At 55.0% G+C, this 26,064-nt stretch carries 23 protein-coding genes and 4 pseudogenes; 16 read left to right on the top strand and 11 right to left on the bottom strand.

The features are described from left to right. The 4 genes from NL510_RS06995 to NL510_RS07010 all read left to right on the top strand — a co-directional run bounded on the left by NL510_RS06995 (position 1) and on the right by NL510_RS07010 (position 4,390). Positions 1-1,431, top strand: a complete 1,431-nt coding sequence (locus NL510_RS06995) for a 6-phospho-beta-glucosidase (protein WP_253382848.1) — start codon at positions 1-3, stop codon at positions 1,429-1,431. A gap of 163 nt (positions 1,432-1,594) precedes the next feature. Continuing rightward, positions 1,595-2,221 (top strand): uracil phosphoribosyltransferase, encoded by a 627-nt coding sequence (gene upp, locus NL510_RS07000; protein WP_253382850.1) that lies wholly within the window; start codon positions 1,595-1,597, stop codon positions 2,219-2,221. 83 nt (positions 2,222-2,304) lie between these two features. After that, positions 2,305-3,594 (top strand): uracil permease, encoded by a 1,290-nt coding sequence (gene uraA / locus NL510_RS07005; RefSeq protein ID WP_253382852.1) that lies wholly within the window; start codon positions 2,305-2,307, stop codon positions 3,592-3,594. A 94-nt stretch (positions 3,595-3,688) separates the two neighbouring features. Then, positions 3,689-4,390, top strand: a complete 702-nt coding sequence (locus NL510_RS07010) for a DnaA inactivator Hda (protein ID WP_253384794.1) — start codon at positions 3,689-3,691, stop codon at positions 4,388-4,390. A 43-nt stretch (positions 4,391-4,433) separates the two neighbouring features. Here the strand turns inward: NL510_RS07010 and NL510_RS07015 are convergent. Together NL510_RS07015 and NL510_RS07020 are read right to left on the bottom strand one after the other, a co-directional pair. Beyond that, positions 4,434-4,790 (bottom strand): annotated as a pseudogene (locus tag NL510_RS07015) (leucyl aminopeptidase family protein); the annotation flags it as partial. Positions 4,791-4,798: 8 nt separating this feature from the next. Next, positions 4,799-4,933: pseudogene (locus tag NL510_RS07020) on the bottom strand (N(4)-(beta-N-acetylglucosaminyl)-L-asparaginase); the annotation flags it as partial. A gap of 6 nt (positions 4,934-4,939) precedes the next feature. Between NL510_RS07020 and NL510_RS07025 the strand changes: the two are divergent. After that, positions 4,940-5,356, top strand: a pseudogene (locus NL510_RS07025) (XRE family transcriptional regulator); the annotation flags it as partial. Here the strand turns inward: NL510_RS07025 and arsC are convergent. Both arsC and bepA read right to left on the bottom strand, forming a co-directional pair. After that, positions 5,353-5,709, bottom strand: coding sequence for an arsenate reductase (glutaredoxin) (arsC, locus tag NL510_RS07030; protein WP_253382854.1), 357 nt, complete (start codon positions 5,707-5,709; stop codon positions 5,353-5,355). The pseudogene NL510_RS07025 and the gene arsC sit on opposite strands and share 4 nt — an antisense overlap. Positions 5,710-5,727: 18 nt before the next feature. Then, on the bottom strand, positions 5,728-7,191 hold the full coding sequence (gene bepA / locus NL510_RS07035; protein ID WP_253382856.1) for a beta-barrel assembly-enhancing protease: 1,464 nt from the start codon (positions 7,189-7,191) through the stop codon (positions 5,728-5,730). A 220-nt stretch (positions 7,192-7,411) separates the two neighbouring features. Between bepA and NL510_RS07040 the strand changes: the two genes are divergently transcribed. Further along, positions 7,412-8,476, top strand: a complete 1,065-nt coding sequence (locus NL510_RS07040) for an AI-2E family transporter (RefSeq protein WP_253382859.1) — start codon at positions 7,412-7,414, stop codon at positions 8,474-8,476. Between the two features lie 58 nt (positions 8,477-8,534). On the opposite strand, the gene bcp is transcribed toward NL510_RS07040, so the two are convergent. Together bcp and NL510_RS07050 are read right to left on the bottom strand one after the other, a co-directional pair. Further along, entirely contained in the window at positions 8,535-9,005 is a 471-nt protein-coding gene (bcp, locus tag NL510_RS07045; RefSeq protein WP_253382861.1) for a thioredoxin-dependent thiol peroxidase, read from the bottom strand. Then, positions 9,005-9,574: a glycine cleavage system transcriptional repressor gene (locus NL510_RS07050; protein ID WP_253382863.1), complete on the bottom strand. Its 570-nt coding sequence runs from the start codon at positions 9,572-9,574 to the stop codon at positions 9,005-9,007. The genes bcp and NL510_RS07050 overlap by 1 nt, the downstream gene beginning before the upstream one ends. A gap of 145 nt (positions 9,575-9,719) precedes the next feature. Here NL510_RS07050 and dapA point away from each other — a divergent pair, with 145 nt between their 5' ends. The 6 genes from dapA to ypfH all read left to right on the top strand — a co-directional run bounded on the left by dapA (position 9,720) and on the right by ypfH (position 16,176). Continuing rightward, positions 9,720-10,598 (top strand): 4-hydroxy-tetrahydrodipicolinate synthase, encoded by an 879-nt coding sequence (dapA, locus tag NL510_RS07055; RefSeq protein WP_253382876.1) that lies wholly within the window; start codon positions 9,720-9,722, stop codon positions 10,596-10,598. A gap of 16 nt (positions 10,599-10,614) precedes the next feature. After that, the gene (bamC, locus tag NL510_RS07060; RefSeq protein ID WP_253382878.1) at positions 10,615-11,649 is read left to right on the top strand and encodes an outer membrane protein assembly factor BamC; all 1,035 of its coding nucleotides are present in this window, start codon (positions 10,615-10,617) and stop codon (positions 11,647-11,649) included. Positions 11,650-11,757: 108 nt separating this feature from the next. Next, the gene (purC, locus tag NL510_RS07065) at positions 11,758-12,471 is read left to right on the top strand and encodes a phosphoribosylaminoimidazolesuccinocarboxamide synthase (RefSeq protein WP_253382879.1); all 714 of its coding nucleotides are present in this window, start codon (positions 11,758-11,760) and stop codon (positions 12,469-12,471) included. 120 nt (positions 12,472-12,591) lie between these two features. Then, positions 12,592-13,461, top strand: coding sequence for a KPN_02809 family neutral zinc metallopeptidase (gene ypfJ, locus NL510_RS07070; protein ID WP_253382880.1), 870 nt, complete (start codon positions 12,592-12,594; stop codon positions 13,459-13,461). Beyond that, complete coding sequence (locus NL510_RS07075; protein ID WP_253382886.1) at positions 13,461-15,407, top strand: tRNA(Met) cytidine acetyltransferase TmcA; 1,947 nt, start codon at positions 13,461-13,463, stop codon at positions 15,405-15,407. The genes ypfJ and NL510_RS07075 overlap by 1 nt, the downstream gene beginning before the upstream one ends. Before the next feature lie 73 nt (positions 15,408-15,480). Beyond that, the gene (gene ypfH, locus NL510_RS07080; protein ID WP_253382888.1) at positions 15,481-16,176 is read left to right on the top strand and encodes an esterase; all 696 of its coding nucleotides are present in this window, start codon (positions 15,481-15,483) and stop codon (positions 16,174-16,176) included. A 39-nt stretch (positions 16,177-16,215) separates the two neighbouring features. Here ypfH and NL510_RS07085 read toward each other — a convergent pair whose 3' ends face one another. Genes NL510_RS07085 through NL510_RS07095 form a run of 3 tightly spaced genes read right to left on the bottom strand, consistent with a single transcriptional unit; the run spans position 16,216 to position 17,954 of the window. Then, positions 16,216-16,413, bottom strand: a complete 198-nt coding sequence (locus NL510_RS07085; protein WP_000383991.1) for a YpfN family protein — start codon at positions 16,411-16,413, stop codon at positions 16,216-16,218. A 25-nt stretch (positions 16,414-16,438) separates the two neighbouring features. Then, positions 16,439-17,566: a succinyl-diaminopimelate desuccinylase gene (gene dapE / locus NL510_RS07090; RefSeq protein WP_253382891.1), complete on the bottom strand. Its 1,128-nt coding sequence runs from the start codon at positions 17,564-17,566 to the stop codon at positions 16,439-16,441. 10 nt (positions 17,567-17,576) lie between these two features. After that, positions 17,577-17,954, bottom strand: coding sequence for an ArsC family reductase (locus tag NL510_RS07095; protein WP_253382893.1), 378 nt, complete (start codon positions 17,952-17,954; stop codon positions 17,577-17,579). Positions 17,955-18,195: 241 nt separating this feature from the next. On the opposite strand from NL510_RS07095, the pseudogene NL510_RS22865 reads away from it, so the two are divergent. Together NL510_RS22865 and ypfM are read left to right on the top strand one after the other, a co-directional pair. After that, positions 18,196-18,273: pseudogene (locus tag NL510_RS22865) on the top strand (IS3 family transposase); the annotation flags it as partial. Positions 18,274-18,787: 514 nt separating this feature from the next. Beyond that, positions 18,788-18,847, top strand: coding sequence for a protein YpfM (gene ypfM / locus NL510_RS07100; protein ID WP_253384796.1), 60 nt, complete (start codon positions 18,788-18,790; stop codon positions 18,845-18,847). A gap of 117 nt (positions 18,848-18,964) precedes the next feature. Here the strand turns inward: ypfM and acrD are convergent, their stop codons facing one another. Next, positions 18,965-22,078 (bottom strand): multidrug efflux RND transporter permease AcrD, encoded by a 3,114-nt coding sequence (gene acrD / locus NL510_RS07105; protein WP_253382895.1) that lies wholly within the window; start codon positions 22,076-22,078, stop codon positions 18,965-18,967. Positions 22,079-22,316: 238 nt separating this feature from the next. On the opposite strand from acrD, the gene nudK reads away from it, so the two are divergent. Further along, the gene (gene nudK, locus NL510_RS07110; RefSeq protein WP_253382897.1) at positions 22,317-22,907 is read left to right on the top strand and encodes a GDP-mannose pyrophosphatase NudK; all 591 of its coding nucleotides are present in this window, start codon (positions 22,317-22,319) and stop codon (positions 22,905-22,907) included. Between the two features lie 109 nt (positions 22,908-23,016). Further along, positions 23,017-24,060, top strand: a complete 1,044-nt coding sequence (locus tag NL510_RS07115) for a DUF1176 domain-containing protein (protein WP_253382899.1) — start codon at positions 23,017-23,019, stop codon at positions 24,058-24,060. Here the strand turns inward: NL510_RS07115 and tkt are convergent, their stop codons facing one another. Next, a complete protein-coding gene (gene tkt / locus NL510_RS07120; protein WP_253382901.1) occupies positions 24,061-26,049 on the bottom strand; it encodes a transketolase in 1,989 nt (662 codons plus the stop codon). Positions 26,050-26,064: the final 15 nt, after the last annotated feature.

The following is a 26,064-nucleotide window of genomic DNA, read 5'->3' on the forward strand; positions in this document are numbered from 1 at the left end:
ATGTCAGGATTTAAAGCAGGTTTTCTGTGGGGCGGCGCGGTTGCCGCGCATCAACTGGAAGGCGGCTGGAAAGAGGGCGGCAAAGGGATAAGCGTGGCCGATGTCATGACCGCTGGCGCACACGGCGTGCCGCGTGAAATTACCAACGGTGTCCTGCAGGGCAAAAATTACCCTAACCACGAAGCCATCGACTTCTATCATCGCTATAAAGAAGACATCAGACTCTTTGCCGAAATGGGCTTCAAATGCTTCCGTACCTCTATCGCCTGGACGCGTATTTTCCCGAAAGGCGATGAGTCTGAGCCTAACGAGGCTGGCCTGAAATTCTATGACGATCTGTTCGACGAGTGCCTGAAGTACGGCATTGAGCCGGTCATTACCTTGTCGCACTTCGAGATGCCTTTCCACCTGGTCACCGAATACGGCGGCTGGCGAAACCGTAAGCTGATCGATTTTTTTGTTCGCTTTGCGGCGGTGGTCTTCCAGCGCTACCAGCATAAAGTGAAATACTGGATGACCTTTAACGAGATCAACAACCAGGCTAACTTCCACGAAGATTTTGCGCCGTTTACCAACTCCGGGCTGAAGTACGAGCCGGGTGAAGAGCGCGAGCCGGTCATGTTCCAGGCTGCGCATTATGAGCTGGTGGCGAGCGCCCTGGCGGTGAAAGCGGGACGCGAAATTAACCCGTCGCTGCAGATCGGCTGCATGATTGCTATGTGCCCAATCTATCCGCTCACCTGCGCGCCTGATGACATGATGATGGCGATGAACGCCATGCATCGTCGCTACTGGTTCACCGACGTCCACGTGCGCGGTAAGTATCCGCAGCATCTGCTTAACTACTTCGAACGTCGTGGTTTCGCGCTGGATATTACCGAAGAAGATAAAGCGGCCCTCAAACAGGGCTGTGTGGACTACATCGGTTTCAGCTATTACATGTCCTTTACCACCAAAGCGACGGCGGATAACCCAGGGCTTGATTACGACGAGAGTAAGAGCCTGGTCTCCAACCCTTACGTGCAAAAATCTGACTGGGGCTGGCAGATTGACCCGGTAGGGCTACGCTACTCGCTCAACTGGTTCTGGGATCACTATCAGTTGCCGCTGTTTATCGTTGAAAACGGCTTTGGCGCTATAGACGTGCAGGAGCGCGACGGCACGGTGAACGACCAGTACCGCATTGATTATCTCGCGGCACACATCAGCGAGATGAAAAAAGCGGTAGTGGAAGATGGCGTTGATCTGATGGGCTATACCCCGTGGGGCTGTATCGACCTGGTTTCCGCCGGTACCGGTGAAATGAAAAAACGCTACGGTTTTATCTTTGTCGATAAAGACAACGAGGGCAACGGCACGCTCAACCGCAGTAAGAAAAAGTCGTTTGACTGGTATCAGCAGGTGATTGCCAGCAATGGCGAGCAGCTATAATTCTCGGGCATCACCTTGCACCTGAGCCGGAGCTAGCCTCCGGTTTTTTGTGCCCAAATCATTTTGATTGATCGTCGTCAAGCAAGTTGGGTATGGCGCAGTCCGAAAAAAGCGGTATAATCCCGCGATTTTTTTGCGGTTGCCGCCTCAGAGGAGAAAGAAAATGAAGATTGTTGAAGTGAAGCACCCACTCGTTAAACACAAGCTGGGCCTGATGCGTGAGCATGACATCAGCACGAAGCGTTTTCGCGAACTGGCCTCTGAAGTGGGCAGCCTGCTGACCTACGAAGCGACCTCCGATCTGGAAACTGAAAAAGTGACCATCGAAGGCTGGAACGGCCCGGTGCAGGTTGAGCAGATTAAAGGTAAAAAAATTACCGTGGTGCCAATCCTGCGTGCGGGTCTCGGCATGATGGAAGGCGTACTGGAGAACGTACCCAGCGCACGTATCAGCGTAGTCGGTATCTACCGTAATGAAGAGACGCTGGAGCCGGTTCCGTACTTCCAGAAGCTGGTGTCTAACATCGACGAGCGTATGGCGCTGGTGGTTGACCCTATGCTGGCGACCGGCGGGTCTATGATTGCGACCATCGACCTGCTGAAAAATGCGGGCTGTAGCAGCATTAAGGTGCTGGTACTGGTTGCGGCCCCGGAAGGGATCGCGGCGCTGGAAAAAGCCCACCCGGACGTTGAACTGTATACGGCGTCCGTCGACCAGGGGCTGAACGAGCACGGGTACATTATCCCGGGGCTTGGCGATGCCGGCGATAAGATTTTTGGAACGAAGTAATCGAATAACGATATAAAAGCCGACTTTGAGAGTCGGCTTTTTTATGAATACAACACCCACAACCCTACTCAGAGGACAACACTATGACGCGCCGTGCTATCGGGGTGAGTGAAAGACCGCCGCTTTTACAGACGATCCCGCTTAGTTTGCAGCATCTTTTCGCCATGTTTGGCGCAACCGTGCTGGTGCCAATCCTGTTTCACATTAACCCGGCTACCGTTTTGCTGTTCAACGGCGTGGGTACGCTGCTGTATCTTTTCATCTGTAAGGGCAAAATCCCGGCGTATCTGGGGTCTAGCTTTGCCTTTATCTCGCCGGTGTTGCTGTTGCTACCGTTGGGATATGAAGTCGCATTGGGCGGGTTTATCATGTGCGGCGTACTGTTCTGCCTGGTTGCTTTTATTGTGAAAAAAGCCGGTACGGGCTGGCTGGACGTGATGTTCCCACCGGCGGCAATGGGCGCAATCGTTGCCGTCATCGGTCTTGAGCTGGCGCAGGTGGCGGCGAACATGGCGGGACTGCTGCCTGCTGACGGCCAGTTACCGGACACCAAAACCATTATTATTTCGCTGGTGACATTGGGGGTGACGGTATTTGGTTCCGTACTGTTCCGCGGCTTTCTGGCAATTATCCCGATTCTTATCGGCGTGCTGGCGGGCTATGCGCTCTCATTTGCGATGGGTATTGTTGATACCCGTATTATTGCCGACGCGCACTGGTTCGCGCTGCCAACCTTCTATACGCCACGTTTCGAATGGTTTGCCATCTTCACTATTCTGCCCGCTGCGCTGGTGGTGATTGCGGAGCATGTGGGTCACCTGGTAGTCACGGCGAATATCGTTAAGCGCGATCTGATCCGCGAACCGGGCCTGCACCGTTCAATGTTTGCTAACGGTCTTTCTACCGTTATCTCCGGTTTCTTTGGCTCCACGCCTAATACCACGTATGGCGAAAATATTGGCGTCATGGCGATTACCCGCGTTTACAGCACCTGGGTTATCGGCGGTGCGGCGATTATTGCCATCCTGCTCTCTTGCGTAGGCAAGCTGGCCGCGGCTATCCAGGCCATCCCGATCCCGGTGATGGGCGGTGTGTCTCTGCTACTGTACGGCGTCATTGGGGCATCCGGTATTCGCGTGCTGATTGAATCTAAAGTCGATTACAACAAAGCGCAGAACCTGATCCTGACCTCCGTTATTCTGATTATCGGCGTGAGCGGTGCGAAGGTGCATATCGGTGCGGCAGAGCTGAAAGGAATGGCGCTGGCGACTATCGTGGGTGTCGGCCTGAGCCTGATCTTCAAACTGATCTCCGTGATCCGTCCGGAAGAAGAAATACTCGACGCCGACGACAGCGAAAAAGCCCCCCATTGATCGTACAGCCGGGCGAAAGAACGCCCGGTTCTCTCCTTGCAGGTTCCGTGCTAAACTCGTTGCCGATTTTATGTCAGATCTGGTTGAGGTATTTCTGAACGGACCGGCACAGCTCTCACTGCCACTCTATTTACCTGACGACGAAACTTTCGCGAGTTTCTGGCCGGGTGATAACCCCTCTTTACTGGCGGCACTGCAAAACGTACTGCGTCAGGAACACAGCGGATACATCTATATCTGGTCACGCGAAGGCGCGGGACGCAGCCACCTGTTACATGCCGCCTGTGCGGAGCTTTCTGCCCGCGGGGATGCGGTAGGCTATGTGCCGCTGGATAAACGCACCTGGTTTGTGCCTGACGTGCTGGAGGGTATGGAATATCTCTCGCTGGTCTGCATCGACAATATCGAATGCGTGGCGGGGGATGAGCCATGGGAAATGGCGATCTTCAATCTCTACAACCGTATTCTGGAATCGGGTAAAACCCGGTTGCTGATAACCGGCGATCGTCCGCCGCGCCAGCTCAACCTGGGCTTGCCGGATCTGGCTTCGCGTCTGGACTGGGGACAAATTTATAAGCTGCAGCCGCTGTCTGATGAAGACAAGCTCCAGGCGCTACAGTTGCGCGCAAAGCAGCGCGGATTTGAACTGCCTGAAGACGTTGGCCGTTTCCTGCTCAAGCGTCTGGACAGGGAAATGCGCACGCTCTTTGATACCCTCGATCAGCTCGATCGCGCGTCTATTACTGCCCAGCGCAAGCTAACCATCCCGTTTGTGAAAGATATCCTCAAGCTTTAAGTCTGCTCACCCGGGAAGGCGCTGCCGTCACCGGGCGAAATTGTCAGGCCAGATCCCGCAACACATGCTCGACTAAAAGCGGAATCGGTCTCCCCGACGCCACGCTTCGTCCATGCTCACGCCACAGCACCGTACCGCTAATATCCAGATGCGCCCACGGTATGGACGGCGGGCAAAAATGATGCAGCAGCCACCCCGCCGAGGCGCTGATCGCCGCATTGTTGGTTGGGGTATTGCTCAGATCGGCGATGGCGCTATCGGTCTGCTTTTTCAGCCGCGCATCCAGCGGCAGTGACCACACTTCATCTCCGCTCTGTTTACCCGCGTCGGTAAGCGCATGACGTAACGGCTCATTTTGCGTCATCAGTCCGCTCAGCTCATAGCCCAGCACCCGCGTTATTTCATAAACTGGCCGACCAGCAGACTGTTATAGCGCTGACGGCTGAGGGCATAAGCCACGCGCACCGGGTTGGCGATATCCTCCAGATTGCCCACGGCGCCAAATGCCAGCGTGTCGCCATCCCTATAGGCCGTATCCAGCTGGTCATACGTCATTTGCCTTTATCGCTGCATATGGACGACGGTGGCGAGCAATATCTGCTGTCGGCGCGGGAACCGGTGAGCGGCTGGTGCTATGCCCGGCTATACGCGAGAGTATCGTCGCAGTTGCTTGCGCACTTCACGCGGGCCTTGCTGACAGCCTGCCCGGTACTTATCCAATCTGTTGAGACGTTTGGTTTTGAGTTGACGCTGCCAGAGGGTAACGTTGCCGTCAATTCGCATGTGCATAAACAAAATGCTCTGCAGGTGGCGGCGCTGGGGGAGATTATTCCTCGCGTAAAGCGTGAATCAGCAGGCGATCTGTTGATTCAACTGTGCGAGTTTTATAACCGGGGGAAAACACAGAAAAAGTTAGGCGACAGCACGCCGCAGGCGTTTCTGGAAACGCTGCGGCAAAGGCGTTAAAGAATTTGCAGCGCCTCTTCCGGCGGGCGACCAATACGCGCCTGACCGTTTGCCACCACAATCGGGCGTTCAATCAGCTTTGGATTTTCAACCATTGCCTGAATTAACTGCTCTTCGCTAAGCTTAGGGTCATTCAGATTGAGCGACGTATACAGATCCTCTTTTTGGCGCATCAACTCGCGCGCGCTGCCCATCCCCAGCAGGTGTAACAGCTGGCGAAGCGTCTGCGCATCCGGCGGCGTCTGTAGATACAGTACCACCTGCGGTTCGACGCCGTTAGACGTGAGCAGGCTGAGCGTGTCGCGGCTTTTGGAGCAGCGAGGGTTATGGTAAATCGTTACCGCGTCTGTCATGACGTGAACTCTCCTTTATTACATCTTCGTATACGGTTTGAAGCGTTGCTGCATGCTGCGTAGCTGGTCGATGCGTGCGTCGTAGCGGGCCTGTTGCAGGCTGCCGAGTTTGACCTGCGAGCTGGCGCTGCTCAACATGGAGATGGCCTGGTCAAGACGACCGACCAGCGCGAAACCTTCAGCGCGTGCCGCCAGCTCCTGGTCGCGGTTGCCCAGTTGGGCCTGGGCCTGAGCAAGCAGATCCCAGCCGTTTTGATCGTCTTTATTGTTAAAGGTGTAGCGGTTGAGGATGGTTGCCGCTTCTGCCGGCTGCCCGCCCTGTAAGTAAGCGTTCGCCAGGTTTAGTTGCAGCACCGGATTGGTGCGCACGTCTTTCGCCGCTTTCAGGCGGTTAATCGCCTCACTCGCTTTTTTCTGTCCGAGGTCGATATCGGTTGCGAGATCGAGATACCACGGGTTATTCGGTTCGGCGGCCAGCAGGGGGTGGAGTGCCCGACGCGCCTCGTCGTATTTGCCGGCTTCCATTGCCTGCAGCGCCTGACCATACTGGGCCGCGTTTTTCTCACGCACGTTGCCTCGGGCGAGTGCATCGAGCTGATCGCTGGTGAGCTGGTTACGGCCATTATTATACATGCCCAGGGTTCTGATTTTCGCCATGTAGAAGGCTTGTGACGATTGCACCACTACCGGGCGCATTTGGTTTGCACGGTTACGTGCATCCGACAGGCGGCTTTCCGGTAAGGGGTGGGTAAGCAGGATTTCCGGTGGACGCGTGGAGTAACGCGCCTGATCGAGCAGTTTTTCCAAAAAGCCTGGCATTGCCTGCGGGTCAAAGCCCGCGCGCTGCAGGACCTGGATCCCGATGCGGTCCGCTTCCTGCTCGTTTTGCTGGGTAAAGCTGATCATGCCCTGACGCGTACCCGCCAGCGTACCGGTCAGTGCCGCCATCCCCGCCTGCGGGCTGGCCATGGCTAACAGAATGGAACCGAGCGCGCCGACCCAGGTCAGCGGGGCATTACGCTTTTGGTCTTCCATTGCCCGCGCCAGGTGGCGCTGGGTGACGTGCGAAATTTCGTGCGCCATTACCGACGCCAGCTGGCTTTCGTTATCGGCGTAGCGGAATAACGCCGAATGCAGTACCACGTTACCGCCAAAGAAGGCGAAGGCGTTGATTTCGTCGTTATTGATTAAATAGAAGTGGAAGGGCGTTTTCACCGAGTCGGCATGCGCAACCAGGCGCATCCCCAGACCGTTGATGTACTGTACCAGCAAAGGGTCGTTGATCAGCGGGGCGCTGCCGCGTAGCTGACGAACATAATAATCACCCATTTGCATCTCCTGACCAATGGAGAGCGTGCTTCCCGCTGTGGTACCCATATCCGGCAATGAATCGGACGAGTCAGCAAAAGCAGGCAATACCTGACCGACCGCCAGTACGGCAATCAGAGTCGCAACCCGTGTTTTTCTCAACTGCCTGAACATAACCACTGTCCTGTATGTTGGATGTGCTAATTTGACCGATGAACCCGCGTAACGTTCATCTCCACTGCCCTGCGAGTGTAGCTGTGTTCAGGCATGAAGAAAATCCCATTCATCAGGGTTTTGCGAAACGTTACAGTGGTACAAAAAGGAAAGTCTTTTTTGTGACATTTAGATACAATTCCCCCTTTCTCTCCCGCCATCCGCTTCAGGGAAGGGTTGTATGCTCGAAATGTTAATGCAGTGGTACCGACGTCGTTTTAGCGATCCGGAAGCCATTGCTTTGTTGGTTATTCTACTTGCCGGGTTCGGTATTCTGTTCTTCTTTAGTGGCCTGCTCGCGCCTCTGTTGGTGGCGATTGTGCTGGCTTACCTACTGGAGTGGCCCACGGCGCGTCTGGAAAATATCGGCTGTTCCCGTCGCTGGGCGACCAGCATTGTGCTGATACTGTTTGTCGGTATCCTGCTGCTGATGTCATTTGTGGTGATGCCTGTTGCCTGGCAGCAGGGCATCTACCTGATCCGCGACATGCCCGGCATGCTGAATAAGCTTTCTGATTTTGCCGCCACGCTGCCGCGTCGTTATCCCGCGCTGATGGATGCCGGGATTATTGATGTTATGGCAGAAAACATGCGCGCCCGCATCATGACCATGGGCGATTCGGTGGTGAAGTACTCTCTCGCGTCGCTGGTCGGGTTACTAACGATTGCGGTCTATCTGGTCCTCGTTCCGTTAATGGTGTTCTTCCTGGTCAAAGATAAAGATCAGATGCTGAATGCTGTACGCCGCATACTGCCGCGCAACCGCGGGCTGGCAGGGCAGGTCTGGGAAGAGATGAATCAGCAGATAACCAACTACATTCGCGGCAAGGTGCTGGAGATGATTGTGGTGGGGGTGGCGACCTGGATTGGCTTTGTGATCTTTGGTCTGAATTACTCACTGCTGCTGGCAGTGCTGGTGGGGTTCTCGGTTCTTATTCCTTACATCGGCGCGTTTGTGGTGACCATTCCGGTGGTCGGTGTCGCCCTGTTCCAGTTTGGCCTGGGCACCGAATTCTGGAGTTGTTTTGCGGTGTATCTGATCATTCAAGGGCTGGATGGCAATCTGCTGGTGCCGGTACTGTTTTCAGAGGCGGTTAACCTGCATCCGCTGGTGATCATTCTGTCGGTGGTGATCTTCGGCGGGCTGTGGGGATTCTGGGGCGTGTTCTTTGCGATCCCGCTGGCAACGCTGATTAAAGCGGTAGTCCACGCATGGCCGGACGTGCCTGCGGTAGACGAGACCTGAATGCTGCCCTGACTCAGGTCCATGAGAAACGGCAACCGAGGTTGCCGTTGTGCGTTTATCAGGCGCTTTGCTTCAGCCAGTTCAATACCACGTCGTGGTGATTGCTGGTTTTGAAGTCATCGAACACGTGTTCCACTTTGCCATCAGCGTCAATCAGGAAGCTTATGCGGTGAATGCCGTCGTAGGTTTTGCCCATAAAGGACTTCTCGCCCCACACGCCAAACTGCTCGCAGACCAGGTGCGCTTCATCGGACAGCAGGGTGAAATTCAGGATCTCTTTCTCGGCAAAACGCGACAGCTTCTCCGGCTTATCGGTGCTGATACCCAGCACTTCGACCCCGGCTTTTTTCAACTCATCCATGTTATCGCGCAAGCCGCAGGCCTGCACGGTACAGCCCGGCGTCATGGCTTTCGGGTAGAAATAGACCAGAACACGCTGTCCCTGGAAGTCGGTCAAATTTACTTGCTCGCCGTCTTGATCCGGTAAGCTAAATTTCGGTGCGATGTCACCGGCTTTCAGTGGATTCATTACTCAACTCCATTCTGTTCATGCTGCGAATAGTCGACGACGCTTATACTGCCCTGCGCGTTTAATTCTGTACAGAGGGCTTTAAACGCTTGCTCGATATTTGATGCATCCTGCGAGGCAGGACTGTGGGCGGTAATCTGGATAAACAGCAGCGGAAGAGGGGAGGTATCGCTAATCTGCGTTCGGGATACCAGCTCGGCAATGTGCATCTGATGGCTGTCAAACAGCGCGGTAAAACGCTCAATCAAATGAGGTGAATCCGGTACTTCAACCTGCACCCACACGGTGGAAGGCAACGCCGGGCGCGGGCGCGCCGTGGTGCGCTTCATGACGATCAGCAAATCCAGCTCTGCCCCTTTTAACGGCAGGGTCGATTCAATAAGCGTTATGGCATTCCACGTGCCGGAAAGCAGCATAATAAAGGTGAACTCTTCGCCCAGCATCGCCAGGCGGCTGTCTTCAATATTGCAGCCGCAACGGCTTACGTGGCGGGTGATGGTGTTCACGATACCCGATCTGTCGGCACCCAGCGCAGTGATAACCAGGTAATGTTGTGATGAGGTTGTCAAACCTGTTCTTCCTTTGCGTGGTTAAGTCTTCCTAAGGAAAGCATAAAAAAAACATGCATACAACCGCCTGAGAGCCTCAGGTCGCTTGCTTTTATTGCAGTTCCAAACGTAACATTGAGACTCTTGTTCGCACAGAGGATGGCCCATGTTCACGGGAAGTATTGTCGCGCTTGTTACACCGATGGATGAAAAAGGTAATGTCTGCCGCTCCAGCATGAAAAAGCTGATTGATTACCATGTCGCCAATGGAACCTCGGCGATCGTATCGGTAGGGACTACCGGTGAATCTGCAACGCTGAGCCATGAAGAGCACGGCGATGTGGTTATGCTGACCCTTGAGCTGGCTGACGGGCGGATTCCTGTCATCGCGGGTACGGGCGCTAATGCCACCGCAGAAGCTATCAGCCTGACTCAACGTTTTAACGACAGCGGCATTGTTGGCTGCCTGACGGTCACGCCATACTATAACCGTCCTACACAGGAAGGTTTGTTCCAGCATTTCAAAGCCATCGCTGAACATACTGACTTGCCGCAAATTCTGTATAATGTGCCATCCCGTACGGGCTGCGATATGCAGCCGGAAACCGTCGGCCGCCTCTCGAAAGTAAAAAATATTATCGCGATTAAAGAGGCGACGGGGAACTTAAGCCGCGTTCATCAGATCAAAGAGCTGGTTTCAGATGACTTTATCCTGTTGAGCGGCGACGATGCGACCGCGCTGGACTTTATGCAGCTTGGTGGTCATGGCGTGATTTCCGTAACGGCGAACGTTGCGGCCCGCGATATGGCGGAAATGTGCAAACTGGCGGCAGCGGGTCATTTTGATGACGCGCGCGTGATTAATCAGCGTCTGATGCCTTTGCACACTCAATTATTTGTCGAACCCAATCCGATCCCAGTGAAATGGGCATGTAAGGCGTTGGGACTTGTAGCGACCGATACGCTGCGTTTGCCAATGACACCGATTACCGACCACGGTCGTGACATCGTCGCTGGCGCGCTCAAGCATGCCGGTTTGCTGTAGAGTTTAGGGAGATTTGATGGCTTATTCAGTACAGAAGTCGCGCCTGGCGAAGGTTGCGAGTGTTTCGCTTGTTATGCTGCTCGCTGCCTGTAGTTCAGACTCGCGCTACAAGCGCCAGGTGAGCGGTGATGAATCCTATCTGGATGCGGCACCGCTTGCTGAACTTCACGCACCGGCTGGCATGATCCTGCCGCTTCAGAACGGTGATTTCAATATTCCCGTGACCCACGGCAGCGGCCAGGTCGGTAAAGCGCTCGATATTCGTCCGCCAGCTCAGCCTCTGGCGCTGGTGAGTGGGGCGCGTACCCAGTTTACAGGTGATACGGCGTCTTTGCTGGTTGAAAGCGCGCGCGGTAGCTCGCTGTGGCCGCAGGTTGTCAGCGTTATCCAGTCGAATAACTACAGTGTGGATAAACGCGACGATGCCAGCCAGACGTTAACCACCGACTGGATCGAATGGAACCGTCTGGATGAAGATCAGCAGTACCGTGGTCGTTATCAAGTCTCCGTTAAACCGCAGGGTTATCAGCAGGCGGTGACCGTTAAGCTGTTGAACCTGGAGCAGGCGGGCAAACCGGTTGCAGATGCGTCGTCCATGCAGCGCTACAGCACCCAATTGCTGAACGTGATTGCCGCAGGTCTGGATAAGAACGCTTCTGACGCTGCCAACGCCGCGCAGAGCCGCAACGGTGCGACCTTCGACGTGCAAAGTGCTGCGGATGATACCGGCCTGCCAATGCTGGTGGTTCGTGCACCATTCAACCAGGCCTGGCAGCGCCTGCCGGCAACGCTTGAAAAAGTGGGCATGAAAGTGACTGACAGTACGCGCTCAACCGGCAGCATGACGGCGACCTACAAGCCGCTGTCTGAGAGCGCATGGCAGGAGCTGGGCGCACGTGATCCACAGCTGGCGTCAGGCGATTACAAAATTCAGGTCGGTGACCTCGATAACCGCAGTAGCCTGCAGTTTATCGATCCGAAAGGTCATACGCTGACCCAGTCGCAGAACGATGCGCTGGTCGCCGTCTTCCAGGCGGCATTCAGCAAATAAATACAAGGGCTGGTGAATCCAGCCCTTTTATTTTCGTGCCACGCAAACGTGTGCGTGGCATAATATCTTCCGTTTTGAACACAAATTATCACACCAGGAGTAATGAAGATGCAGAAGCAAGCTGAGTTGTATCGTGGCAAAGCGAAGACCGTATACAGCACCGAAAACCCGGATCTGTTGGTGCTCGAGTTCCGCAATGATACATCAGCAGGGGATGGCGCGCGTATTGAGCAATTCGATCGTAAAGGCATGGTGAACAACAAGTTCAACCATTTCATTATGAGCAAACTGGCCGAAGCGGGTATCCCAACTCAGATGGAGGCCTTACTGTCCGATACGGAGTGTCTGGTGAAAAAACTGGATATGGTGCCGGTTGAGTGTGTCATTCGCAACCGCGCCGCGGGCTCTCTGGTGAAGCGTCTGGGTATTGAGGAAGGCATTGAACTGAACCCACCGTTGTTTGATCTGTTCCTGAAAAATGACGCCATGCATGACCCCATGGTCAATGAATCTTACTGCGAAACCTTTGGTTGGGTGAGTAAAGCGAATCTGGCCCGTATGCAGGAACTGACCTACAAAGCCAACGACGTGCTGAAAAAACTGTTCGATGACGCGGGGCTGATCCTCGTCGATTTCAAGCTGGAGTTCGGCCTGTTCAAAGGCGAAGTGGTGCTGGGTGATGAATTCTCACCCGACGGCAGCCGCCTGTGGGATAAAGAAACGCTGGATAAAATGGACAAAGATCGCTTCCGCCAGAGCCTGGGTGGCCTGATTGAAGCGTACGAAGCGGTAGCACACCGTTTAGGCGTTAAGCTCGACTAACCTCCTCTGTTGCCAAAGGATGTACGCATCCTTTGGCGTCTTGCCTTTGTTTCCTATGGTAATCTTGTCGTTAACCGCCTACGATCATAGCTATTATAAATGGAATAGTTCGAGGTGGTTATGCGCTGGCAAGGGCGTCGTGAGAGTGACAATGTAGAAGACAGGCGCAGCAGTGGCGGCGGGGGGCCTTCAATGGGCGGCCCCGGCTTTCGGTTACCCAGCGGCAAGGGAGGGATTATCCTGCTGGTTGTGGTGCTGGTGGCAGGCTACTACGGCGTTGATCTCACGGGTTTAATGACAGGTGAACCTGTACAGCAAGAGCAACAATCTCAGCGCTCCATCAGCCCCAATGAGGATGAAGCCGCCAGGTTTACCTCCGTTATTCTCGCCACCACGGAAGACACCTGGGGCCAGCAGTTTGAGAAAATGGGGCGCGCCTGGCAGCCGCCAAAACTGGTGATGTACCGTGGCACAACGCGCACCGGCTGCGGCACCGGGCAGTCGGTAATGGGGCCTTTCTACTGTCCGGCTGACAGCACCGTCTATATCGATCTCTCTTTCTATGACGACATGAAAAGCAAGCTTGGCGCTGACGGCGATTTTGCCCAGGGCTACGTCATTGCGCATGAAGTTGGGCATCACGTGCAAAAGCTGCTGGGCATCGAACCAAAAGTGCGCCAGCTCCAGCAAAATGCGTCCCAGGCTGAAGTTAATCGTCTGTCGGTGCGTATGGAGCTGCAGGCGGACTGCTTCGCGGGCGTCTGGGGCCACAGTATGCAGCAGCAGGGCGTGCTGGAGTCCGGTGACCTGGAAGAGGCCCTGAATGCCGCCCAGGCCATTGGCGACGACCGTCTTCAGCAGCAGAGCCAGGGGCGTGTGGTACCTGACAGCTTCACCCACGGCAGCTCTGAGCAACGTTACAGCTGGTTTAAGCGCGGGTTCGACAGCGGCGATCCGGCGCAGTGTAATACCTTCGGCAAAGCCATGTAATGCAGGCGTTTGAACAGCTGATAAACCTGCTTGAGCGTAAGGGCCATCGTCGGCTGGTGGTGCTTAGCGGGGATGAGCACTGGACACTTACGCAGGCTCATGCCCTGCGTGATGCCCTGTCGGGGGACTGGCTGTGGCTGGGGGATAACGCCTCAAAAGCCATCGGTGGGCTACTGGGACGCGAGTTCCGGCACGCGGTATTCGACGCCCGCGTCGGGTTTGACGTATCCGCCTTTGCCGCACTCAGCGGCACCTTGCGAGCCGGTAGCCTGCTGGTTCTACTGGTGCCGCCGTTTTCCGACTGGGCGGACAGGCCCGATAGCGATTCCCTGCGCTGGAGCGACAGTGCTGAGCCCATCGCCACTCCGCATTTTATTCGCCATTTTTGCCGGATAATTTCATCCGATCCTGAGACCCTCGTCTGGCAGCAAAATCAGCCTTGCGTCCTTCCTCCTGCTCCTGAATCTCAAGACTGGCAACCTGCCAGCGGTGCGCCGCAGCGCGAACAGGCAGCGATCCTGGCGGCGATCGAGGGCATGGAAACGGGGATTGTTGCCGTCACGGCGGCGCGTGGGCGGGGGAAATCAGCCCTGGCGGGAATGTTGCTTGAGCGTGTGCAGGGGAGCGCCATTGTCACCGCGCCGGCCAAAGCCGCAACGCAAGTGATTGCCCGTTTCGCCGGAGAGCATTTTCAGTTTATGGCCCCGGATGCCTTACTGGCCTCCGGCGTGCTGGCCGACTGGCTGATTGTTGATGAAGCGGCGGCAATCCCAGGCCCGCTGCTTGAGAGGCTGGCTGCACGCTTTCCTCGCATCCTGTTGACGACCACGGTTCAGGGCTACGAAGGGACGGGGCGCGGTTTTCTGCTCAAGTTCTGCGCCCGATTTAGCGCCTTAAAACACTATACCTTATCAACGCCCATTCGCTGGGCGAGTGGCTGCCCGCTTGAGAGAGTGGTGGCGAAAGCGCTGCTGTTTGACGACGCGCCTGTCGATGAAATACCGCAGGGCGAGGTGAGTTTGACATCGCTTTCGCCTCGGGCATGGGAGCGCCAGCCCGCGTTTGCAGCGAGCGTATATGAACTACTGTGTGCGGCACACTACCGCACCTCACCGCTGGATTTACGGCGTATGATGGATGCGCCGGGGCAGCACTTCGCTGTGGCAAAAACGGCTTCCCGTATTGCGGGGGCGCTCTGGCTGGTGGATGAAGGGGGGTTAAGCCCCGGGCTTAGCCGCGCAGTCTGGGCGGGCTTTCGTCGTCCTCGCGGCAACCTGGTGGCCCAGTCCCTGGCGGCACATGGCAGCTCTCCGCTGGCTGCTACCCTTAAGGGACGGCGAATTACCCGTATTGCCGTGCATCCTCATCGCCAGCGGGAAGGGATCGGGCAGGCGTTAATCCGCACTGCCTGCGGCGAGGATTATCTCTCGGTAAGTTTTGGCTATACCGATGAGCTGTGGCGTTTTTGGCAACGATGCGGTTTTGTGCTGGTGCGCATGGGCAGCCACCGCGAAGCCAGCAGCGGATGCCATACGGCAATGGCGATGCTGCCGCTAAGCGACGCAGGGCGGGCATTATGCCAACAGCAGCATCAACGTCTGTGCCGGGATATGCGCGTACTGTCGGCCCGGAATGACGAAAAGATCCCCGTGCCCGATTGCTTTGACGCTACCCTTAATGATGACGACTGGCTGGAGCTGGCGGGGTTTGCTTTCACGCACCGCGCCTTTTCGACCTCCGTCGCGGCGTTAACGCGCCTGCTGTTAAACGTAGACCTTCCGCTTTTGGCGCTGCGCGGGAAAATGCAGGGAGAGACCTCTGAGGCCGGACGAAAAGCGTTGCTTACCCGGCTGCGTGTTGAAACTGCGCAAGGACTTGAAAGCCTGGATCCTGAGCGCTGTCAGCAGTTGAAACACGACGTAGTGCAATGGCAATTTTTTCAATGACTTCTTCAGTAAAGTGGCATGGTCATTACTGCGCAAAGGCGTAGGATCCAGTCCATCAATTAAGGAGACCGCCATGAAACATGACCATTTTATTGTTCAACGCCCCGATACACTGGCTAAACAGTTACTGCTGTTGTTTCATGGGGTTGGCGATAATGCCGTCAACATGGGACAGATTGGCAGCTGGTTCGCACCGATATTCCCGGACGCGCTGATTATCAGCATTGGTGGCGTGGAGCCATGCGGCCCGGATGGCCGGCAGTGGTTCTCCGTGCAGGGCGTGACCGAAGAGAACCGTCAGGCGCGCATTGATGCCGTCATGCCTGCTTTTATCGAAATCGTGCGCTACTGGCAGCAGCAGAGCGGCGTGGAGGCTAACGCCACCGCGCTGATTGGCTTCTCGCAGGGGTCGATTATGTCGCTTGAGAGCGTGAAGGCGGAGCCGGGTCTGGCTTCGCGCGTCATTGCATTTAACGGACGCTTTGCGACGTTGCCGCAGCGGGCCACTACGCATACCACCATTCACCTGATCCACGGTGGTGAAGACAGGGTAATCGATCTGGCTCACGCGGTGGCTGCCCAGGAGGCGCTCATTCGTGAAGGCGGGGATGTCACGCTAGATATCGTCGAGGATCTGGGGCATGCTATTGACGATCGCAGCATGCAGTTTGCGCTCGACCATTTGCGTTACACCGTGCCGAAGCACTACTTCGACGAAGCGCTCAGCGGCGCTAAGCCGAATGATGGTGATATTGTCGAATTTATGTGATTGTTTCCCCTCTCCCTTATAGGGTGAGGGGAATGACAATTACTTCTTCTGATCTTTCTTCGGCCAGTCGTCTTCATCGTCCCACTTATCGTTAAAGTCACGATGCGGCGGGAGATCCGGTTTGTTGGCGAGGAATTTTTTGTGGTCAACGCGCTTCAGATCTTTAATCACGTTAAGCAGCACGCCCACTAAAAACACCAGCACCAGAATCCACCAGTACTTTGAAAGCCAATCCATTCGCTATTCCTTCTCTGAGCAACCGTCAGGCGACGAGTTGCTCCATGATACGTTGATACATACGGGCCAGCAGTTGTAAATCTGCCGCATTCACACATTCGTTGATCTTGTGAATTGTCGCGTTTACCGGACCCAGTTCGACAACCTGTGCCCCCATCCGGGCAATAAAACGTCCGTCCGAGGTACCGCCTGTGGTCAGCAGTTGGGGCTTAATTTCATTATAGTGCGCGATAGCGTTCACTACCGCATCCACCAGTTTTCCGCGCTGCGTCAGGAACGGCTGGCCGGAAACCCACCATTCAACGGTGTAGCGTAATTCATACTTTTCCAGCAATGTAATCACCCGGGCTTTAATCATCTCATCGGTCAGTTCCGTGCTGAAGCGGAAGTTAAACTGAACAAAGAAATCACCCGGGATCACGTTGTTGCTGCCGGTTCCGGCCTTCACGTTGGCAATCTGCATGCTGGTTGGCGGGAAGAAAGCGTTACCGTTGTCCCACTCAATGCCCACCAGTTCGTTCAGCATCGGGGCTGCGCGATGAACCGGGTTGTCAGCCAGATGCGGATAGGCAACGTGGCCCTGAACGCCATGAATAGTCAGATTGCAGGTCATTGAGCCACGACGACCGTTTTTTACTACATCGCCTACAACTTCATTGCTGGACGGCTCGCCCACCAGACAATAATCCAGACGTTCGTTACGTGCCATCAGGGCTTCAACCACCTTCACGGTGCCGTTGTGTGCGCTGGCTTCTTCATCGGAGGTAATCAAAAACGCGAGGCGGTTTTTATGGTCTGGATGCTGGGCAACAAAGCGCTCGGCCGCAATGACCATCGCCGCCAGCGAGCCTTTCATGTCCGCCGCGCCACGCCCGAAGAGCATGCCGTCACGGATGGTAGGCTCAAATGGTGGGTTTATCCAGCGGTCCGCATCGCCTGCGGGCACTATGTCGGTGTGTCCGGCAAACGCCAGCGTTTCACCCTCACCACGCCAGGCCCAGAAGTTTTGCGTATCGCCAAAATCCATGTGTTCAACGGTAAAACCGATGGCACGCAGGCGCTCAATCATTAATGCCTGACAACCTGCATCGTCCGGGCTTAGGGAAGGACGGCGAATAAGCTGCTGAGTCAGCTCAATGACCGGGCATGACATAGACTACACCTCAACGAAAAAAGTCTGAATAAAGGGTTTCACTGAAACCCAGCAGCATAGGCTGCCCGGGCGCGCAGAGCAATGGGCGTTTGATGATTGCCGGCATTTCAAGCATCAGTTTTGCCGCGCTGTCGCCATCAACAATGCTGGCTCGCAGGGATTCGTCCAGTTTGCGCCAGGTGGTGCCCCGGGTATTGAGCAGCGCTTCCCAGCCCAGTTCGCCGATGGCGTGATGCAGGAAGTCTGCCTCAAGCCCGTCGGCACGGTAGTCGTGGAAGCGATATTCGACGTTGTTGGTCTCCAGCCAGCGGCGGGCTTTTTTGATGGTGTCGCATACTTTAGGAGAAAGGCCGTACATAGTTAATTTTGGTTCAGCGTAGTTTCTCATGGCGTTTTACCTTTTCGATTGGGTATACCCTGTAGCATACAGACGTTCAGGAATTGTGAAAGCAACATGATTATTCTTTAATAATCAGATGGCTATAGCTATTGTGCTTATTGCGGCATAAAAATTTTGAATAATTGTTGCTATAACAGCCGCAAATTTTTAGGGTAATCGTACCATCGCTTTCTGCATCTGACCTGCCATCATGTTTGATCGCCTAAGGCGTTGTGGTGAGAAGTCCTAAAGCTTCTTCCACTCACTGAAAGTCGAATGCAGCCACGGTGAACGCTTTATCAGCCGGGAAATCATGCGGACGACGGTGGTTTAATTATAGAGTCACAAGCTATACGACAAGCATTGCATTGATTCCTCAGGTTTTGAAAGTGGTACATTCGGAATCGAAATGTAAAGGTAACTCACTGTTATTAGGTAACTTCTATTATCATTGTTAATGAGTGTTTTTATTCTTAAGATGAATGTATGTTCAGAAATTTCGAAGATGTCTCTCAGTGTAAAATATAATCCATTCGGCTGTTTTCTTAATTTACAACCCTTCTTAATTCATCGCACATCTGTAAGCTGAATATTCTTTCATCATTTGCGCATAGAAGTCCATAAGCTTTAAAATCCTCATAAACTCAGTGGGTCATATAATTCACACACCGCAGTAAAGTTATTTCTGAATGTTGCTATACATCACATAAAATTTATTCCGTTACGCTCATATTTACCCTACACCCACCATGACAGTAGGGTGTGTCACAGCAATAGCCTAAATTGTCTTCACAAAGATGCTTCATTTCCATAGAATGGCCATAATAATAAGAGAGGTTGTTATGATTGAACGTGAACTGGGGAACTGGAAAGAATTTATCGAAGGCATGCTTCGTAAATGAGATTCAGTAAGAATTGCAAGAGCACTTAAATAAGTAAAATAACCATGGTGTGAAATAATCACACACTAAACAGGCGGCTTGAGTGCCGCCTTTTTTATATCTGCCATATCCTTAACGTTATTCAGGACGCTCCTTCAGCGGGAAGCGGCGACGCACCAGCACAAAGAACAGGGGAACAAAATAAATAGCCAGCACGGTGGCTGAAATCATGCCGCCCATCACCCCGGTGCCCACCGCGTGCTGGCTGCTAGAACCCGCGCCCGAGCTGGTGGCCATCGGTAACACCCCAAAGACAAACGCCAGAGAGGTCATCAGGATCGGACGCAAGCGCTGACGGCAGGCGTACAGCGTGGCGGCCGTGAGTTCATGCCCTTTGGCATTCATCTCGTTGGCAAATTCAACAATCAGAATGGCGTTTTTCGCCGATAGCCCGATAACGGTGAGCAGCCCCACCTGGAAATAAACATCGTTTTCAAGCCCACGCATCCAGGTCGCCAGCAGCGCCCCGATAACGCCGAGTGGGACAACCAGCATGACCGAGAACGGGACTGTCCAGCTTTCATACAGCGCGGCAAGACAGAGGAAAACCACCAGCAGTGAGAGCGCGTAAAGCGCTGGCGCCTGAGCGCCGGAGAGGCGTTCCTGATACGACATCGCCGTCCACTCCAGGCCAAAACCGGTCGGTAACTGCTGCACCAGTTTTTCCATGATATCCATCGCGGTACCGGTACTGACCCCTGGCGCGGCTTCGCCCACAATCTCCAGCGCCGAATAGCCGTTATAGCGTTCCAGGCGCGGCGAACCTGTCTCCCAGCGCGAGGTAGCGAACGCCGAGAACGGCACCATGCCGCCCGCGTTATTACGCACATACCAGCGGTTTATATCATCCGGCAGCATGCGATATTTCGCGGCAGACTGAACGTACACTTTCTTCACGCGGCCACGGTCCATAAAGTCGTTCACATAGCTGGAGCCCCATGCCGTTTGCAGCGTGTCGTTAATATCATCAATAGAGACGCCCAAAGCCTGTGCCTTACGCTGGTCGATATCAACCTGTAGCTGCGGGCTATCATCCAGACCGTTGTGACGAACGCGGGTCAACTGCGGCTCTTTACCGGCCAGGTCGAGCAGTTTATCGCGTGCGGCCATTAACGCATCGTGCCCGGCCCCCGCGTGATCCTGCAATTCCATATCAAACCCTGCCGAACTGCCCAGCCCGCTAATGGCGGGCGGACTACTGGCGAAAACGCGTGCCTCTTTGATGTGGCTGAAGGCTTGAGTTGCCCGTTCGATAATGGCGAATGAGGAGCCTGTGGTGCTGTCGCGCTGATCCCAGTCTTTCAGTCGAACGAACATCCGCGCGACGTTCTGCCCGTTACCACCTGGGCCAGAGCCCACGGTTGCGAAAACAGAAACGACGTTATCTTTCTCTTTAGTGTGGAAGTAGTTCTCAACCTGCTGCACCACTTTCAGGGTCTGCTGCTGGGTTGAGCCACTCGGAAGCTGCACGGAAGTGATAAACATGCCGCGATCCTCAAGCGGCAGGAACGATGTTGGCAGACGCATGAATAAGAACACCATGCCGCCGAGCAGCAGGACATACACCACCATCCAGCGCACGCTGCGCTGCAGGATCTTGCCCACGCCAGCCTCATAGCGCGCCGCATTGCGGTTGAACATGCGGTTAAACCAGCCGAAAAAGCCTTTCTGACCGTGCTGCTCCCCTTTATGCAACGGCTTGAGCAGCGTGGCGCAAAGGGCAGGCGTAAGGATCATCGCCACCAGCACCGAGAGCACCATCGCAGAAACAATGGTAATAGAGAACTGACGATAAATGGCGCCGGTTGTTCCGCCAAAGAAGGCCATCGGGATAAATACCGCCGAGAGGACCATCGCAATCCCGACGAGCGCCCCCTGAATCTGCCCCATTGATTTGCGCGTGGCCTCACGCGGAGGGAGACCTTCCTCGCTCATGACACGCTCGACGTTTTCAACCACCACAATGGCGTCATCCACCAGCAGACCGATTGCCAGCACCATCGCAAACATCGTCAGGGTGTTAATACTGTAGCCAAACGCATACAGCACCGCGAAGGTGCCAAGCAGCACCACCGGAACGGCAATGGTCGGAATAAGCGTGGCGCGGAAGTTTTGCAGGAACAGATACATCACCAGGAACACCAGCGCGATCGCTTCGAGCAGCGTTTTCACCACATCCTTAATGGAGGCTTTCACGAAGGAGGTGGTTTCGTAGGCGACTTTGTACTCCAGACCGTGGGGAAAATAGTGGGAAAGCTCGTCCAGACGGTCAATGACCTGTTGCGCGGTAGCCATTTCATTGGCCCCGGAGGCCAGTTTGACCCCTAAACCCGAGGCCTGATTACCGTTAAAGCGGCTCAGATAATCATATTTCTCCGCCCCCATTTCCACGGTCGCGACATCACCCAGGCGGACTTCAGAGCCATCCTGATTCACCCGCAGGGTAATAGCACGGAACTGTTCCGGGGTTTGTAGCAGTGACTGCGAGTTGATGGTGGCGTTCAGGGCCTGGTTGTCCACGGACGGCGTGCCGCCAAGCTGGCCTACGGCAATCTGGGCATTCTGCGATTCGATGGCGTCGGTGACATCTTTCGCCGTCATCTGCACGCTGTTGAGTTTGTCCGGGTTAAGCCAAATGCGCATCGAATACTGCGAACCGTAGGCGTCGATATCGCCAACCCCGTTAATACGGCTGAGCGGATCCTGAATATTGCTGGCAACGTAGTCGGCAATATCCTGCTTATCCATGGACCCATCGGTGGAGACAAACGCGATAGTCAAAATGTTGGTATCACCGGTTTTACGCACGGTGACGCCCTGGTTCTGTACCGCCTGCGGCAGCTTGCGCAGGGCTGACTGTAGCTGGTTTTGCACCTGCTGCACCGCTTCGTCCGGGTTTGTGCCCGCAGTAAAGCTCAGGGTGACCGTCGCCTGGCCCGTGGCGCTACTTTGCGAGGACATGTACATCAGGTTATCGAGACCCGTCATGTTCTGCTCAATAACCTGGGTCACGGTATTTTCCAGCGTTTGTGCAGAAGCACCAGGATAGTTGGCCGTGACGCGCACGTTTGGCGGCGCCAGGTCGGGATATTGCTCAACAGGAAGTGAAGTTATGGCCAGGACCCCTGTCAGACACAACAGAATGGCAAGCACCCAGGCAAAGATGGGGCGATCGATGAAAAAATTCGCCATGAAAAAGTGACCTCGTTTTGCAGCACGTCATTATTTATTGCCCGCATCACTTTAGCGGCAAGACGCAGACCAAACGTGGAGAAATAAAGGAGATAGTGTAAATTATCATGCGCTTTTCGCCACGCAGGCCCTTTTACCGTTTTTTACCTGCCAGCGCCAAAGCCGTTCGCAATCCGACGGGCGACAACGCGGCGCGTGCGGCGTAGTATTACTACCCTCATTATGTCCTGGAGCCCCTATGACCCTGAAAATAGACATTATCAAAGACAAAATCCTTTCTGAAAATTACTTTGTCCTGCGTAACATTACCTACGATTTAACGCGCAATAACGGCGAGGTGATCCGCCACAAACGTGAGGTGTACGACCGCGGCAATGGGGCAACCATTATGCTCTACAGCCGGGAAAAACAGAGCGTCGTATTGATCCGCCAGTTTCGGGTGGCGACATGGGTGAATGGCAACCCGGACGGACGTCTGATTGAAACCTGCGCAGGCCTGCTTGATGATGACGAACCCGAGGTCTGTATTCGCAAAGAGGCCGTAGAAGAGACCGGCTTTGTCGTGGGCGAGGTCAAGAAAGTCTTCGAACTCTTTATGTCGCCAGGCGGGGTGACTGAGCTTATCCATTTCTTCATTGCCGAATACAGCGATGCACAGCGGGCCCACCGGGGGGGCGGCGTTGAGGATGAAGACATAGACGTGCTGGAGCTGCCGTTTTACCGGGCACTGGAGATGGTCAAATCTGGCGAAATTAAAGACGGTAAAACGGTAATATTGTTGCAATATTTACAAACATCTGGCTTAATGAACACGTCTTTCGAACGGTAGTGAATTGTGTTTCGTATAAATCTATCCGATAAATCCGATTGAGCACGCCAGGTTGTAACACGAAGATACCGATCAGAAAGATGTCTTCATTTCCGGGGTTGTGCCACTCATGCGTCACTGCGTTTTTATTCTGTTCTTATTTTGCCTCCTCCCCGCGCCGCTGGCGTGGGCTGCGCCCGCCCAGCAATCATTTTCAGACTGGCAGGTCACCTGCAATAACCAGAATTTTTGCGTTGCGCGCAATACCGGTGAACATCACGGCCTGGTGATGACGCTTAGCCGAAGTGCTGGCGCGAGAACAGATGCTACGCTGCGTATCGATCTCGGGGGGCTTTCCGCCCCCGCCGTGAAAGAGCCGGAGATTGCCCCTCGGCTGCTGCTGGATAAGGCCTCACTTAAGCTTGCGGCGTTGCACTGGCAATTGACGCCCTGGCACCTGAAGACGGACGATGCGGTGACCATCGCGGCATTTTTGAAGACTATTCAGGAAGGGCGGGCGCTGACATTGCGCGACGGCAGGCAGACCCTTTCGCTGGACGGCCTGAAAGCCGCGCTGCTGTTTATCGACTCTCAGCAAGAACGCGTCGGGAGCGAAACGGCCTGGATTAAAAAAGGCGACGATCCGCCGTTAAGCGTACCACCCGCCCCCCCTTTAAAGAAGGTGGCGATAGTTAACCCGACGCCGATGCCCCTTTCCCATACCGAGCTGAATGACCTGCTGGATTACGGCGCCTGGCGGATGAATAACAGCCAGTGTTCGTTAGATCCGAACCGCCGTGAAGTGCGAGTTACCGCCTTAACCGATGACAAAGCCTTGCTGATCGTTAGCTGTGAAGCGGGGGCGTATAATACCGTTGATCTGGCATGGCTGGTCTCTCGCAAAAAGCCCTTTTCGGCCCGTAGCGTCAGGCTGCGCCTGCCGTTTACCCCTCCGGGCGACAGCAGTGAAATGGAGTTGATGAACGCCAGGTTCGAAGAGAAAACGCGGGAACTGACCACCCTGGCGTTAGGGCGCGGCATTGGCGACTGCGGGATCCAGACACGCTGGCGTTTTGACGGCCAGCATTTTCGTCTGGTGCGTTATGCCCAAGAGCCAGCTTGTGATAACTGGCATGGGCCAGATGCCTGGCCCACACTGTGGATCACGCGCTAGTTACAGCACGCTCAACGCTTTCTTCACCACGTTCTCTACGGTAAAGCCAAAATACGGGAACAGCTTGTCAGCCGGCGCCGATTCACCGTAGCCGTGCATCCCGACAATGGCGCCTTTAAGCCCGACGTATTTGTACCAGTAGTCGGCAATACCGGCCTCAACCGCCACGCGAGCCGCAACGTTAGATGGCAGGACCGATTCCCGGTACGCCTCATCCTGGGCATCAAAGATATCGGTTGAAGGCAATGAAACGACGCGTACGGCATGGCCTTCGGCAGTGAGCTTCTCGGCGGCTTTTAGCGTAATTTCCATCTCGGAGCCGGTGGCAATCAGAATGACGTCTGGCTTACCGCCGCTGTCTTTAAGTATGTAGCCGCCGCGGGCAATGTTTTTCACCTGCTCAGGCGTGCGCTCAATCTGTTCCAGGTTCTGGCGCGACAGGATCAGCGCTGTTGGCCCGCTGTGGCGCTCCACGGCCAGCTTCCAGCCCACCGCCGCTTCAACCTGATCGCAAGGACGCCAGGTGCTGAAGTTTGGGGTGAGGCGCAGGCTGGCTAATTGCTCGACCGCCTGGTGCGTCGGCCCGTCCTCCCCAAGACCGATTGAATCATGGGTATAAACCATGATCTGCCGCGCCTTCATCAACGCCGCCATACGCGCCGCATTACGCGCATATTCCACGAACATCAGGAAGGTGGCGGTATAAGGGACAAATCCGCCGTGATGGGCGATGCCGTTGGCGATGGCGGTCATCCCGAACTCACGCACGCCGTAGTGAATGTAGTTCCCGGCAATATCCTCTTTCAGTGAGGTGGAGCCAGACCAGATCGTCAGGTTGCTGGGCGCCAGATCCGCCGAGCCGCCGAGCAACTCGGGCAGGATAGGCCCAATGACGTTCAGGGTGTTTTGCGATGCTTTTCGGGTGGCGATTTTTGCCGGGTTGGATTGCAGTTCCTTAATCAGGGCCTGGGTTTTTGCGTCCCACTCCTGCGGCAGTGCGCCGCTCATACGGCGGGAAAACTCGGCGGCCAGCTCCGGGTGCGCTTTTTTGTAGGCGGCAAACTTCTCGTTCCAGCGCTGCTGGGCCTTTTCACCCTCTTCACGGGCATCCCAGGCTTTGTAGATCTCTTTCGGGATCTCGAATGCCGGGTATTTCCAGCCCAGCTTCTGGCGGGTCAGCGCCACTTCCTCTTCACCCAGCGCTGCGCCGTGCGCCTCTTCTTTACCCGCTTTATTCGGCGAGCCGAAGCCAATGACCGTGCGACAGATAATCAGGGACGGTTTATCCTTAACGCTTTGTGCTTCCTGAATGGCTTTTTTCAGCGCTTCAGGGTCATGCCCGTCGATTTCATGCACCACGTGCCAGTGGTAGGCCTCAAAACGTTTTGCCGTGTCGTCGGTAAACCAGCCCTCGGTTTCACCATCAATTGATATGCCGTTGTGATCGTAAAAACCGATCAGTTTGCCCAGCCCCAGCGTACCCGCAAGGGAACAGACCTCATGGGAAATACCCTCCATCAAACAGCCGTCGCCCATAAATACGTAGGTATAGTGATCGACAATCTCGTGATCCGGCTGGTTAAACTGTGCCCCCAGCGTGCGCTCGGCAATCGCCAGCCCTACGGCATTGGCTAACCCCTGGCCCAGCGGACCGGTGGTCGTTTCAACGCCTGGCGTATAGCCTAGCTCCGGGTGGCCCGGGGTTTTTGAGTGCAACTGACGGAAGTTTTTAAGCTCGTCGAGCGGCAGATCATAACCGGACAAATGCAGCAGGCTATAGAGCAGCATTGAAGCATGGCCGTTAGAGAGAATAAAACGGTCACGGTCATACCAGGTCGGGTCGTTTGGGTTGTGCTTCAGGAAGTCGTTCCACAGCACTTCGGCAATATCGGCCATCCCCATCGGTGCGCCTGGATGGCCGGAATTGGCTTTCTGCACGGCATCCATGCTGAGGGCGCGAATGGCATTGGCTAGCTCTTTACGGGACATAATTCACTCCATGGC

This window comes from unidentified bacterial endosymbiont (assembly GCF_918797525.1).
GTDB lineage: Bacteria > Pseudomonadota > Gammaproteobacteria > Enterobacterales > Enterobacteriaceae > Enterobacter.